Annotated in this window: 14 protein-coding genes; 1 reads left to right on the top strand and 13 read right to left on the bottom strand. The window is 47.3% G+C overall.

From position 1 onward, the window contains the following. Positions 1-50 precede the first annotated feature (50 nt). Positions 51-611, top strand: a complete 561-nt coding sequence (gene efp, locus ICN15_RS03075; protein WP_173960723.1) for an elongation factor P — start codon at positions 51-53, stop codon at positions 609-611. A gap of 56 nt (positions 612-667) precedes the next feature. Here efp and nagZ read toward each other — a convergent pair whose 3' ends face one another. The 13 genes from nagZ to fabD all read right to left on the bottom strand — a co-directional run bounded on the left by nagZ (position 668) and on the right by fabD (position 13,051). Next, positions 668-1,756, bottom strand: a complete 1,089-nt coding sequence (gene nagZ, locus ICN15_RS03070) for a beta-N-acetylhexosaminidase (RefSeq protein WP_216201156.1) — start codon at positions 1,754-1,756, stop codon at positions 668-670. Positions 1,757-1,806: 50 nt separating this feature from the next. Beyond that, a complete protein-coding gene (gene acpS / locus ICN15_RS03065; protein WP_216201155.1) occupies positions 1,807-2,211 on the bottom strand; it encodes a holo-ACP synthase in 405 nt (134 codons plus the stop codon). Between the two features lie 2 nt (positions 2,212-2,213). Further along, on the bottom strand, positions 2,214-2,966 hold the full coding sequence (gene pdxJ, locus ICN15_RS03060) for a pyridoxine 5'-phosphate synthase (protein WP_216201154.1): 753 nt from the start codon (positions 2,964-2,966) through the stop codon (positions 2,214-2,216). A gap of 12 nt (positions 2,967-2,978) precedes the next feature. Further along, complete coding sequence (gene recO, locus ICN15_RS03055) at positions 2,979-3,713, bottom strand: DNA repair protein RecO (protein WP_216201152.1); 735 nt, start codon at positions 3,711-3,713, stop codon at positions 2,979-2,981. A 6-nt stretch (positions 3,714-3,719) separates the two neighbouring features. After that, a complete protein-coding gene (gene era / locus ICN15_RS03050) occupies positions 3,720-4,616 on the bottom strand; it encodes a GTPase Era (RefSeq protein WP_216862783.1) in 897 nt (298 codons plus the stop codon). 44 nt (positions 4,617-4,660) lie between these two features. Continuing rightward, positions 4,661-5,434: a ribonuclease III gene (rnc, locus tag ICN15_RS03045; protein ID WP_370625413.1), complete on the bottom strand. Its 774-nt coding sequence runs from the start codon at positions 5,432-5,434 to the stop codon at positions 4,661-4,663. Positions 5,435-5,456: 22 nt separating this feature from the next. Beyond that, a complete protein-coding gene (gene lepB / locus ICN15_RS03040) occupies positions 5,457-6,263 on the bottom strand; it encodes a signal peptidase I (RefSeq protein WP_216201149.1) in 807 nt (268 codons plus the stop codon). Beyond that, complete coding sequence (lepA, locus tag ICN15_RS03035; RefSeq protein ID WP_216201148.1) at positions 6,263-8,068, bottom strand: translation elongation factor 4; 1,806 nt, start codon at positions 8,066-8,068, stop codon at positions 6,263-6,265. Before lepA ends, lepB begins: the two co-directional genes overlap by 1 nt. Before the next feature lie 144 nt (positions 8,069-8,212). Continuing rightward, positions 8,213-9,661, bottom strand: a complete 1,449-nt coding sequence (locus tag ICN15_RS03030; protein ID WP_216201147.1) for a DegQ family serine endoprotease — start codon at positions 9,659-9,661, stop codon at positions 8,213-8,215. 62 nt (positions 9,662-9,723) lie between these two features. Beyond that, positions 9,724-10,971 (bottom strand): beta-ketoacyl-ACP synthase II, encoded by a 1,248-nt coding sequence (fabF, locus tag ICN15_RS03025; protein WP_216201146.1) that lies wholly within the window; start codon positions 10,969-10,971, stop codon positions 9,724-9,726. Positions 10,972-10,999: 28 nt separating this feature from the next. Next, positions 11,000-11,239 carry an acyl carrier protein gene (gene acpP, locus ICN15_RS03020; RefSeq protein ID WP_015421596.1) on the bottom strand — a complete coding sequence of 80 codons (240 nt, stop codon included), beginning with the start codon at positions 11,237-11,239 and terminating at the stop codon, positions 11,000-11,002. 103 nt (positions 11,240-11,342) lie between these two features. Continuing rightward, a complete protein-coding gene (fabG, locus tag ICN15_RS03015) occupies positions 11,343-12,086 on the bottom strand; it encodes a 3-oxoacyl-ACP reductase FabG (RefSeq protein WP_216201145.1) in 744 nt (247 codons plus the stop codon). Positions 12,087-12,115: 29 nt separating this feature from the next. Then, the gene (gene fabD, locus ICN15_RS03010) at positions 12,116-13,051 is read right to left on the bottom strand and encodes an ACP S-malonyltransferase (protein ID WP_216201144.1); all 936 of its coding nucleotides are present in this window, start codon (positions 13,049-13,051) and stop codon (positions 12,116-12,118) included.

The following is a 13,051-nucleotide window of genomic DNA, read 5'->3' as shown; positions in this document are numbered from 1 at the left end:
GTTTTTGATAAAAACCGCAGAATATCCGCTCTGCACCCAGGAATAGCAAGATGAAGACAGCACAAGAACTCCGCGTTGGTAACGTAGTTATGATCGGCACTGATGCCATGGTCGTTTTAAAAGCCGAATATAGCCGCTCAGGCCGTAACTCCTCGGTAGTGAAAATGAAATTCAAGAACTTGTTATCTGGTGCGCCCAACGAAGGCGTATTCAAAGCGGATGACAAGTTTGATGTCGTGATCTTGGATAAGAAAGATTGCACCTATTCATACTTCGCAGACCCAATGTATGTATTTATGGATACTGAATACAACCAATATGAAGTGGAAGCAGAATTTATGGGCGATGCATTGCATTACCTCGAAGAAAGCATGCCATGTGAAGTTGTTTTCTACGAAGGTAAAGCGCTCTCTGTTGCAATGCCAAACTCTTTGGTTCGCGAAATCATTTACACAGAGCCAGCAGTGAAAGGCGATACCAGCTCAGGCAAAGTATTGAAAACTGCAAAACTAGCTACTGGCTATGAATTGCAAGTTCCCTTGTTCTGCAACACGGGCGACAAGATCGAAATTGATACTCGTACTGGTGAATATCGAAGCCGCGCTAACTAATTATTTCGCTCAATCAGCAAAAGCCCGGCATGCCGGGCTTTTTTATTTCCTATAATTTAGGCAATGAGCTTCCACTGTTTTAGCAAGCCCTTGGCATGCTGATATTGAGCCTCGGCCTGAAGCTCATCCCAAGAAGGAGCTGCTGAAGTGGGCATTAAACGGTTTAAACGGATAGCAGATTCTGCTTTTTTAGCCTTAGAAACCTTGAGCTGACTCAACAACTGATCTGCAAGATCTGGGCGATTACAAATTAATACCGCATCACATCCAGCCTCAAGTGCCATATCAGCGCCCTTCACCACAGAACCCGCAACACTGGCGCCTTCCATCGAAAGATCATCGCTAAAGATCACACCTTCGAAACCCAATTCTTGGCGAAGAATAGAGTGCAACCAAATCTTTGAAAAACCAGCTGGGTTTTTATCTACCTTGGGATAAATTACATGTGCCGGCATCACCGCTGTCAAACTCAGATCCAGCCATTCATAAGGCTTCGCATCTTCATTCAGGATTTGTTCTAAAGAGCGCTCATCCACCGGGATGGCTACATGAGAATCTGCTTCTGCCCAGCCATGCCCTGGAAAGTGCTTGCCACAGTTCGCCATTCCCGCAAGGCGTAAGCCTTCGTTCAAGCTCTTAGCTAATGCAAAAGTAATCTGCGGATCACGACTAAAAGCACGATCACCAATGACATCGCTACGACCAAAGTCTAAATCCAGTACCGGTGTAAAACTAAAGTCCACACCACAAGCACGCAGCTCGGCAGCCAAAACATATCCACAGGCTGTTGCTGCTGCCATAGCAATGGCCGCGGATTCTGCGGCATACTTTGGCCTCTGTGTTGATTGATTTTTTGAGCCCCACAGATCACCAAGATGATGCATTGCAGGCAAATGGGTGAAGCCATCAGTCCTGCAGCGCTGGACTCTACCGCCCTCATGATCAATCGAGATCAATACATCAGGGCGAAGTTTCTTAATATCGGCAGTGAGTTTAGTGAGTTGATTGCGATTAGAAAAATTTCTGCCAAATAAAATGACGCCACCAGTCAGGGGATGCAAGATACGGCGGCGATCCTCTGCATTTAATACCTGGCCTTCGACATCTAAGGTAATTGGGCCTGGATTCATGGTGGATTTAGTCATGGCGTTCTCAATAGTTATTCTGAATTACTGAATTACTTAATTACTTGAATTTACTGTTCGCTTGATTTCTGAGTGACGATCACATGGGCAATCGCCATATCCTGCTCGTCACTCACGGTAACCTGAGCTTCCCAATTTTTTTCCTGCATAAATTGAGCCAGAGCTCCTAAGTAGCTTGTGACTGGTTTGCCGCTAGGCTCATTGAGCGTTTGCAAAGAACGCCAAGTCATCGGCATTCTCATTCCTAAGCCAATTGCTTTAGAGAAGGCTTCTTTTGCCGCAAAGCGCGTGGCCAAGAAAGCAATTCCACGTTTATGGTTTCTGGCAAGGCGTTGCTTGAAAACCAACATCTCATCCGGCCCTAAAATCTTTTCTGCTAAACGACCATGGGTGCGGTCATAAGCTGCCTGTAAGCGCTCAATCTGCAGAATATCGGTGCCAATACCAATGATCATGTTTAGTGTTTATCTATTTTTTCTCTGCCTTGCACCATCAAGGCCTTCATATCGGTAATCGCCTTTTGCCAACCCTTAAAGAGGGCTTCAGCAACGATTGCGTGTCCAATATTCAACTCAGAGAGTTCTCCAATTGCAGCAATCGGTTTTACATTTCCTTCATGCAAACCATGACCAGCATTGACTCTCAAGCCAATACTCACCCCAAACTGTGCAGCTTTTCTGATGCGTTCTAGCTCATGTATTTGTTGTTCGCCTGAAAGATCTGCGTAGCAACCGGTATGCAACTCTACTACCGTAGCGCCCACCTCTTTAGCAGCTTGAATTTGCTTTTCCTCGGGATCAATAAATAAAGAGACCCGAATACCCGCATCAACAAGTTTCCTCGTTGCTGCCTTGACCGCATCAAAGTGACCCACTACATCTAAGCCGCCTTCAGTAGTGACCTCTTCACGCTTCTCTGGAACCAAGCACACGTCATGGGGCTTTACTTCGCAGGCAATCTGAATCATTTCTGGAGTAACAGCACATTCTAAGTTCATGCGCGTCTGAATTAAGGGACGCAATGCTAATAAGTCAGCGTCTTTAATATGGCGACGATCTTCCCGCAAGTGCAAGGTAATGAGATCTGCGCCAGCCTCTTCAGCTAAGCGAGCCGCTTTGATGGGGTCAGGATAAATCGTGCCACGCGCATTTCGCAAAGTAGCTACGTGGTCAATATTGATGCCAAGCTCAAGTTTTGGTTGCGTATTCATAGAAGTAGCTTACTAGATTTTTTTCAGATCAATCAAAATCTGACGCGTAGTCAGCACTTGATCTTGCAGGTGAAGCCCAAGCAGGAAGCGCATCAATTGTTTACTCTCGGAAAGCGTCTCGGGAGCAGAAAAGTCTCCCGCTGCAATTGCCAAGAGGGATCGACCGCTCAAGACTGGCCAATGCCCTGGATCATCTCCTTGGGCAGGCCTAACACCGCGCTCTGGTTGATAAACGTACAACTCTTCTGAGGCAGGAGCACGATTAGTCTCAACGCAGCGATCAAGGGCTGCCGCATAGCCAGTTTCCTGAAGCAAGGTTAATTCAAATGGACGCAGAATTTCTTCTAAACCCTTAGATTCAAATTCGAGGTTCGATAAAGCAGAGATCGTATCGGTATAGTGATCGTACAGTTTTTCATAGTCGTCTTCTCGAGCCAAAAACTTCACTAGTAACTCATTAAGGTAAAAGCCACACAGTAAGGCATCTCCAACAAGGGACGGGGTACCACCAACCCATTCAGACTTTGTTAAAGTTCGCAACTCGGACTTACCGCTCCAAGAGACCAATAATGGCTGGAAACGCTGTAGAACGGGACGAAGTACTGAGTGTGGACGCTTGGCGCCCTTTGCGATTAAAGCCATACGGCCATATTGGCGGGTAAAGACATCCAGAATTAAGCTGGTTTCCTTATAGGGAATACTGTGCAATACAAAAGCAGGCTCGTCAGCAACACGAATCGAGGCCATCGTGATTTACTCTAGACCTTGCGCCCGTAATTCAGCGCGATCATCAGCCCAACCGCGCTTGACCTTAACCCAAGTCTCCAAAAAGACTTTGCCGTCAAAGAGCTTTTCCATATCAATGCGAGCATCAGTCGAAATCTTTTTGAGACGTTCGCCCTTAGCACCAATAATCATGGCCTTATGGCTATCGCGGTCCACCAAAATGGTTGCCGCAATGCGACGCATCTTGCCATCCATCTTGAACTGATCAATCACAACAGTACTGGTGTAGGGCAACTCTTCACCAGTGAACCGGAAGACCTTCTCACGCAAGATTTCAGCAGCGAGAAAACGCTCACTACGGTCTGTCAGGGTATCGCCATCGTATACCGGTGGGGCTTCAGGTAAATAGCCTTCGAGAACATCTAATAATCTTTGCACATCGCCAGGACTTTTGGCGCTCATCGGTACGATCTCCGTAAATTCGCATTTACTTTGATCATCATGCCCACCCAACTCACTCCAAGGCTGACTCATTTCTTTCATGAAATTCAGCAAGGCCTGATCGCGCTCTGATGGAGTCTGAAAGCGGCTATTAAATAAATCTAGCTTGTTTAGTACCAGCACTACCGGTAAATCATTCGGCAGTAGGCGCAATACCTTCTTATCATCTTCACCAAAGTAACCCGCCTCGACGACAAAACAAGCCACATTCACATCTTGTAAGGCGGTAGTAACTGTGCGGTTCAATGCCTTGTTGAGGGTATTCATCAAACGAGTCTGAAAACCTGGCGTATCAATAAAGATGAACTGGGCTGCCTCACGATTCTGAATCCCCAAAATACGATGTCGTGTGGTTTGCGCCTTTCGAGACGTGATGCTGATCTTTTGACCTACCAACGCGTTCAATAAAGTCGATTTGCCCATATTGGGACGCCCGACAATGGCGATGGTGCCGCATCTAAACACGATTAGCCCTTCAGCTTAAGATTTAACTGCTCTTCAGTTGCCACTTTTTTTGCCGCCTTCTTTTTAGCTGACCGAGTCTTTTTAGGCTTGCTCAATTCTTGTGACAAGGCTTTTTGAGCGGCGATTAAGGCTAACTTTGCTGCTGCTTGTTCAGCAGCGCGTCGAGAGGCGCCCTCACCTTTTACGGCCACCTTTAAGTTCGGTATTAAACACTCAACCTCAAATTGCTGGTTATGAGCAGCACCAGTAGTGCCCGTGACGTTATAGGTCGGCAAGGGCAATTGATAGCTTTGCAAGCACTCTTGCAGCAGAGTCTTATCGTCTTTACCCAAAGTTTTAGGATCAACGTTGGCCAAAATAATTGAATACAGCTTACGTAGAGATGTCTTAGCTGCATCAAAGCCACCATCTAAAAAGATAGCGCCAGTGACTGCCTCAAGGGTATCTGCCAGAATAGATGGACGACGAAACCCTCCACTCTTGAGCTCGCCTTCACCTAAGCGCAAGTAGTCCGATAAAGATAGTGTTTGTGCAATTTCATATAAAGCCTGTTGCTTTACTAAATTGGCACGGACACGGGAAAGATCGCCCTCATCTAAATCGGCATAACGCTCATAGAGCATTTCAGCAACAACGCAATTCAGAATAGAGTCGCCTAGAAACTCAAGTCGCTCATTATTCTTCTTGCTATGACTGCGATGCGTGAGCGCTTGGTTCAGCAGCTCTAATTTTTTGAACGTATAACCGAGTTGCGCTTGTAGCGGTGCAGTTTCAATAGTGGCGCGGGCGTTCATGGTTTTACTCGAAACCGCCAATGCGACCTAGATTTCCGAGGTTAAGCCAAACAAAGAAGGCTTTACCGACAATATTTTTATCCGGCACAAACCCCCAGTAACGAGAATCAGCACTGTTATCGCGGTTATCTCCCATCGCAAAGTAATGTCCCGCAGGGACTTTACAAGTCAGCCCCGCATTTTGATATTGGCAGTTTTCAAACCCAGGAAAACGTTCTGCCGGAAAGCTACTGGCTGGACGATCCGGATCATTCAGAATCTCGTGTTTATTACCACCTAGATCTTTAGGAAACGATTCTGAAAAAAGTTTGGCATATCGCATACTTTCTGGATCAAGGTAAGGCTCACCTCCACTGTATTGCAATGGTTGTCCATTTACGGTTAAACGCTTATCTTGATAAGTGATGGTGTCACCTGGCAAAGCTACGACCCGCTTAATGTAATCGACCGATTCATCACGCGGATAACGGAATACGACCACATCGCCACGTTGAGGGAAGCCGAGCTCTACCACTTTCTGATTAACCACTGGCAAACGAATTCCGTAAGTGAACTTGTTCACTAAGATGAAGTCACCAATCTGCAGAGTAGGAATCATCGATCCTGATGGAATTTTGAACGGCTCCACAATGAACGAGCGCAAGACAAATACTGCGCAAATGACCGGAAAGAATCCAGCTGTGTATTCCAACCACAATGGCATGCGATCAATGCCAGCCATCCGTCTTTGCGGAGCAAAGTAGTAACGGTCAGCAATCCAAGCAATGCCTGAGATCACCACTAAGATAAAAAGGATTAGGGCAAAGTTCATTAGTCGTCTACCTGCAAAATAGCCAAGAAGGCTTCTTGTGGAATCTCCACGTTACCCACTTGCTTCATACGCTTCTTACCTTCTTTTTGTTTCTCTAGTAACTTACGCTTACGGGAAATATCTCCACCATAACATTTAGCCAATACGTTTTTACGTAACGCTTTGACGTTTTCACGAGCCACGATATTGCTACCAATCGCCGCCTGAATGGCCACATCAAACATTTGACGCGGAATGATGCCACGCATCTTCGCAACGACTTCGCGCCCACGATGCTGACTATTACTCCGGTGAACAATCACCGATAAAGCATCAACCCGTTCAGCATTAATCAAGATATCCACCTTCACCACATCGGCTGGGCGGTATTCTTTGAACTCGTAATCCATAGATGCATAGCCTCGTGAGATGGATTTCATCTTGTCAAAGAAATCCAACACAATCTCGGCCATTGGTAGCTCATAAGTGAGTTTGACTTGGCGTCCAAGGTAATTCATATCCATCTGAATGCCTCGCTTACCAACGCACAAGGTAATAATCGCGCCGACATACTCTTGCGGCATATACAAATTAACCGTCACAATCGGCTCAAGAATCGTATTAATCTTGCTAGCCTCTGGCATCTTCGATGGATTGTCCACTGATAAGATTGAGCCATCGGATTGCTCTACTTGATACACCACTGTCGGAGCAGTGGTGATGAGATTCATGCCGTACTGACGCTCTAAGCGCTCTTGCACAATCTCCATGTGAAGCAGACCCAGGAAACCGCAACGGAATCCAAACCCCAGAGCCTGCGATACCTCTGGCTCATATAAGAGCGAGGCATCGTTTAATTGCAGCTTCTCTAAAGATTCGCGCAATTGATCATATTCACTAGACTCTACTGGGTAAAGACCTGCAAATACCTGAGGCTTGACTTCTTTAAAACCAGGCAATGGTGCTGCAGCAGGAACCCGGCCTTGCTGTCCAGGAGAATGCGTGACTGTGTCACCTACTTTGGCAGCTTTTAATTCTTTAATTCCTGCAATCACAAAGCCTACTTGCCCCGCAGATAGCTCTGGACGATCGACAGACTTCGGACTAAACACACCCACATGCTCGACTAAATGGCTTGACCCATTTGCCATTAAGGTAATTTTTTCTTTTGGCTTCAATGTGCCATTTACAACGCGCACCAACATCACTACGCCAACATAGTTGTCAAACCAAGAATCGATGATTAAAGCCTGTAGTGGTTCAGTTGCACTTCCTTCTGGCGGAGGCACGCGCACAATCATTTCCTCAATCACTTCCACCACACCCAAACCTGTTTTAGCTGAGCATGTAACAGCATTAGATGCATCAATCCCAATCACGTCTTCGATTTCTTGCTTAGCGCGCTCGGGATCGGCTTGAGGTAAATCAATCTTATTGAGAACCGGAACAACCTCAACACCCAACTCAAGAGCCATGTAGCAGTTAGCAACGGTTTGTGCCTCAACCCCTTGACTGGCATCCACCACTAACAAAGCACCTTCGCAAGCGGATAAGGAGCGGCTTACCTCATAGGAAAAATCCACATGTCCTGGCGTATCAATCAGATTGATGTTGTAAATCTTCCCATCCTTGGATTTATAAGTCAGCGCAGCCGTTTGCGCTTTGATGGTGATGCCACGCTCACGCTCAATGTCCATTGAATCGAGCACTTGGGCTTCCATTTCACGATCGGAGAGACCACCACATAATTGAATAATGCGATCAGCTAGCGTGGATTTGCCGTGATCAATATGGGCGATGATAGAAAAATTGCGGATTAAATCCATAGCGTCTTAAGTGGTCTTCAAAAAACGTCTTGTCAGAACGCACCACGATGATGCGCTGCAAAAAGTCGTCTTAAAGTGATTGTAATGGGTGACGCTAAATTTGCTGAAAACCCATTTTTTGACTCAAAAAAGAGGGGTTTTAGCTTATTTCGGCTTTACTGGGATGATCAGGGTGCTATCGGCTCGACGGACAAAGACCGGAACTGACTTATTGGTATCCAAACCCTTAACCAAGCTCTCAAACTGCTTTACCCCAGTAATATCGGCATCTGCTATCCGAATAATGACATCTCCAGGGCGTATTCCTGACCGAACCAAGGGTCCATCCCCTAGGCCAGTTACCTCTACGCCACCCTTGATATTCAATTCTTTCTTTTTCGCGTCAGAGGGCTCAGAAACCGCCACCCCAAGGGAATTGGCATTACTACCGCTTGAACCGGAGTTATCTGACTTTTTAACGGCGGCTTGGCCGGCGTCTCCATCCACAACAGTAACGGTTAAATCTTTTGTGGCCCCTTTGCGCCAAACCTGCACACTTGCACTGGTACCTGGTTTAGTCTCCCCAACCGCCCTTGGCAGATCGGTAGATTTAGTAATATCGCGGCCATTAAAGCTCAGAATTACGTCACCAGACTCAATTCCACCAGCAGCTGCTGGACCACCTGGCTCAACATTACGAACATAAGCCCCACGAGGTTTACCCAAGCCTAGGCTTTCAGCAATCTCTTTCGTGATTTCACCTAAAGCGACACCAATACGGCCTCGAGTCATTTTTCCATTGGTACGTAACTGATCTGCCACTCGCATCGCCTCATCAATCGGAATCGCAAAGGAGATACCCATGTATCCACCAGAGCGACTAAAGATTTGAGAGTTAATGCCGATAGCCTGTCCCGCTGTATTCAACAAAGGGCCTCCAGAGTTACCCGGATTTACCGCTACGTCAGTCTGAATAAACGGTAAATAGTCGCCAGTATCACGACTCTTGGCTGACACAATTCCGGCAGTCACCGTATTTTCTAGCCCGAACGGGGAGCCAATCGCTAACACCCACTCACCCACTCTGACTCTAGAAGAATCTCCAAGAGGCAGCTTAGGTAAATCACGCGCATCGATTTTTAAAACGGCTACATCCGTCCGCTTATCCAGGCCCAATAATTTTGCCTTGTACTCCCGCTTATCAGTCAAGGTCACGTAGATCGTATTGGCGCCCTCCACAACGTGGGCATTGGTCAGAATTAAGCCATTGGACTCAATAATGAAACCGGAACCCACACCACGATCAGCCTCTTGCGGTTTTCCTGAATTGGGTTGCGCTTGCTTTGGGCCGCCAGGGATACCTGGCATAGGTACACCAAAGAATCGACGGAAAAACTCCGCTTGATCCTCAGGCATTCCTGGAATACCACCCTGCGACTGCTGCTGCATCACTTTTTCAGTGGTACGAATATTCACTACCGCAGGACTAGCACGCTCAACTAGGTCGGCAAAATCAGGGATGGACACGCGCGGATTTTGCGCAGATGCGATAGGAATAAACGCAACTTGTCCCAAGCTAAAGATAGCGAAGAGCGCAATGAGATACTTTTTCATGAACCTATAGACCTACTTGGCAAAAACGAATTAAAGGGTTTGGCAACAGCTTACTAAGGATATTAGTTCAGTTTGCCAAAAATCAAGGTACCGTTAGTACCCCCAAAGCCAAAGTTGTTTTTGACTGCATGATCAATCTTCACGTCACGAGCAGTATTGGCACAGTAATCCAAATCACACTCTGGATCCTGATTAAAGATATTGATGGTCGGTGGAGATTTCTGGTGATGCAAAGCCAGAATCGTAAAGACAGACTCTAAGCCGCCCGCACCGCCCAAAAGGTGGCCCGTCATCGACTTAGTAGAGTTAATCAAGATCTTCTTGGCGTGATCACCGAGAGCAGCTTTAATAGCGGCAGTTTCATTCTGATCACCTAAAGGTGTAGAGGTACCGTGGGCGTTAATGTACTGAATCTGATCTGCATTCAAGTTGGCATCGCGCAAGGCATTCAACATGCAACGACGTGGGCCGTCCATATTCGGTGCAGTCATATGATACGCATCACCACTCATACCAAAGCCTAAGAGCTCACAGTAGATTTTTGCCCCGCGGGCTTTTGCATGCTCATATTCTTCCAGAACGATGACACCAGCACCCTCACCCAGAACGAAACCATCGCGGTCTTTGTCCCATGGACGTGAAGCAGTGGCTGGATCATCATTACGCGTGGATAAGGCACGGGCGGAGGCAAAGCCACCGACACCTAAAGCAGAAATAGTGGATTCTGCGCCACCAGCAACCATTACATCAGCATCACCATACTGAATGAGGCGCGCTGCTAATCCAATACTATGCAAACCGGTGGTGCAGGCAGTCACTGCTGCTACGTTGGGACCTTTCAGTCCAAACAGGATGCTGAGGTGCCCAGAAATCATATTAATGATCGAACCTGGCACAAAGAATGGGGAGATCCGACGAGGACCGCGAGCAAGAAGCTCAGCACCGGTCTCCTCAATCATCGGTAAACCACCAATGCCTGAGCCAACCATGACGCCCACTCGTTCTGCGTTCTCTTCCGTTATCTGTAAACCACTATCTCGAATCGCTTGCGTACCAGCCGCAATCCCAAAATGGATGAAAGTATCCATATGGCGTGCCTCTTTGGCAGACACGTAATCTTCGACATTGAAATCCTTCACCTCTCCAGCAAAATGAACGCTCAGTGGACTGTGGTCAAACTTAGTGATCGTGGCGATACCTGACTTGCCCGCCAGCAGATTCGACCAAGCCACATCAACCGAGTTTCCAACAGGTGAGATAAGACCTAAGCCGGTAACTACAACCCGGCGACGGCCATTTGATGCTGACACAGTAATAGCTAAAAGCTAGGCTAGGGAATTAACCCTGAGCTTTGGACTGTGCAAAATCGATCGCGAGCTGAACAGTCGTGATTTTTTCGGCTTCCTCATCAGGAATTTCAATTCCAAATTCGTCCTCTAAAGCCATTACCAGCTCAACAGTGTCAAGAGAGTCTGCGCCTAAGTCGTTCACAAAAGAAGATTCATTCTTGATATCCGCTTCTGCGACGCCCAATTGCTCAGCGACGATCTTCTTAACGCGTTGTTCGATGTTATCCATTAATTCCCCCAGGGGTTGTAAAAAAACGATGAAAGGAATTTTATCAGCTTGGCGGACTAAATTAGCAAATCCACCGAAAAATGATCAAATTCCCGCTGAATCCTTAAGCTAAATAGAGGCCGCCATTGACATGTAAGGTGTTACCCGTGATGTAGCCAGCGGCTGGAGAGGCCAAAAATGCCACTGCCTGAGCGACATCCTCAGGACTGCCAAGGCGTGCCAAAGGAATATTCGCTTTTAGGGCATTTTGCTGCTCTTCGCTCAGGGCACGGGTCATATCAGTATCAATAAAGCCTGGCGCTACACAGTTGACCGTAATATTGCGACTCCCGATTTCTCGGGCTAAAGCGCGTGTCATACCAGAAACCCCTGCTTTTGCAGCAGCATAATTGGCCTGGCCAGCGTTGCCCATGTGACCAACAATGGAAGTGATATTAATAATTCGGCCTGTGCGCGCCTTCATCATCGGACGCATTACTGCCTGAGAAAGGCGAAACACTGCGCTCAGATTGGTGTCAATGACATCAGTCCATTCGTCCGTTTTCATGCGCATGGCTAGGTTATCGCGGGTGATGCCCGCGTTATTGACCAGAATAGCAATACCGCCAAAATCTTTGACGATCAAATTAATAATATCTTCACATGCCTTTGGATCAGTCACATCGAGCACTTCACCGCGTCCGCCACTGGCTTGTAAGCGAGTGTGGATTGCCTTGGCACCATCTTCAGAGGTGGCAGTGCCAATCACGATGGCACCACATTTCACTAACTCATCGGCAATGGCCTGACCAATACCGCGCGATGCACCAGTAACTAATGCAATTTGTCCACTTAAGTCGAGGTTCATATCTTTCTCCCGTTATTTCTAGATGGTTTCTACTTCACTGCAGCCAAGGCTTCATTGAGACTGGCTTCATCAAAAATAGGTACGCCAAGCACTTGATCATTAATCCGTTTGGCCAGCCCTGCCAAAACCTTACCGGGACCACATTCCACTATTTGAGAAATACCCAACTGAGCCATCGCATTGACGGTCTCTTGCCAACGCACCGGTTTAGCAGCTTGACGGACTAAGGCATCTTTAATCGCTGACGGGTCATTTAATATTTCTACGTCGACATTATTAATGACGGAAATTGTCGGAATTTTGAATTCAATATTGGCCAGGTAACCCTGAAGCTTCTCGGATGCCGGCTGCAACAAAGAAGAATGAAAAGGTGCAGACACCGGCAATTGTAAGGCCCGTTTTGCACCGGCTGCCTTTAGCATTTCACATGCTTTAGCGACTGCATCACTACCACCAGCAATGACCACTTGTCCTGGCGCATTAAAGTTGACTGCTTCCACAACGCCACCAGAGACTACAGCAGCTTCAGCGCAAACTGTTTTCACAATCGCATCATCCAAACCTAAGATTGCAGCCATACCACCCGTACCCACTGGCACAGCAGTCTGCATAGCCTCTGCACGAAAACGCACCAAAGGTACCGCATCCTTAAAAGAGATGACGCCCGCAGCAACCAATGCAGAGTACTCCCCAAGACTATGGCCTGCTACGACTTTTGGGATAGCGCCGCCAGAAGCTAACCAGGCACGATAAAACGCGATCGCTGCTGTCAGCATGACTGGCTGAGTGTTGGTGGTTAATGAAAGGACTTCTACTGGGCCTTCAGCAACCAGCTTTGCAACATCTTCGCCCAGGGCCTCCGAAGCCTCTTGCAATGTCGCACGCACTTCAGGGCGATCAGCAATCGAGTTGAGCATCCCAACAGACTGGGAACCTTGGCCAGGAAATACGAATGCAAATGTCAT

The organism is Polynucleobacter sp. CS-Odin-A6, assembly GCF_018882095.1.
Taxonomy (GTDB): domain Bacteria; phylum Pseudomonadota; class Gammaproteobacteria; order Burkholderiales; family Burkholderiaceae; genus Polynucleobacter.
The sequence above is the reverse complement of the archived record's forward strand: the minus strand, read 5'-3'. Positions and strand labels throughout refer to the sequence as shown.

Bases quoted from the DNA above. Each gene is read 5' to 3' on its own strand.
- acpP (WP_015421596.1), bottom strand. From the start codon at position 11,239: ATGGATAACATCGAACAACGCGTTAAGAAGATCGTCGCTGAGCAATTG.
- fabG (WP_216201145.1), bottom strand. From the start codon at position 12,086: ATGAACCTCGACTTAAGTGGACAAATTGCATTAGTTACTGGTGCATCG.
- lepB (WP_216201149.1), bottom strand. From the start codon at position 6,263: ATGAACTTTGCCCTAATCCTTTTTATCTTAGTGGTGATCTCAGGCATT.
- acpS (WP_216201155.1), bottom strand. From the start codon at position 2,211: ATGATCATTGGTATTGGCACCGATATTCTGCAGATTGAGCGCTTACAG.
- recO (WP_216201152.1), bottom strand. From the start codon at position 3,713: ATGGCCTCGATTCGTGTTGCTGACGAGCCTGCTTTTGTATTGCACAGT.
- pdxJ (WP_216201154.1), bottom strand. From the start codon at position 2,966: ATGAATACGCAACCAAAACTTGAGCTTGGCATCAATATTGACCACGTA.
- ICN15_RS03030 (WP_216201147.1), bottom strand. From the start codon at position 9,661: ATGAAAAAGTATCTCATTGCGCTCTTCGCTATCTTTAGCTTGGGACAA.
- nagZ (WP_216201156.1), bottom strand. From the start codon at position 1,756: ATGACTAAATCCACCATGAATCCAGGCCCAATTACCTTAGATGTCGAA.
- efp (WP_173960723.1), top strand. From the start codon at position 51: ATGAAGACAGCACAAGAACTCCGCGTTGGTAACGTAGTTATGATCGGC.
- fabD (WP_216201144.1), bottom strand. From the start codon at position 13,051: ATGACATTTGCATTCGTATTTCCTGGCCAAGGTTCCCAGTCTGTTGGG.
- era (WP_216862783.1), bottom strand. From the start codon at position 4,616: ATGGGCAAATCGACTTTATTGAACGCGTTGGTAGGTCAAAAGATCAGC.
- lepA (WP_216201148.1), bottom strand. From the start codon at position 8,068: ATGGATTTAATCCGCAATTTTTCTATCATCGCCCATATTGATCACGGC.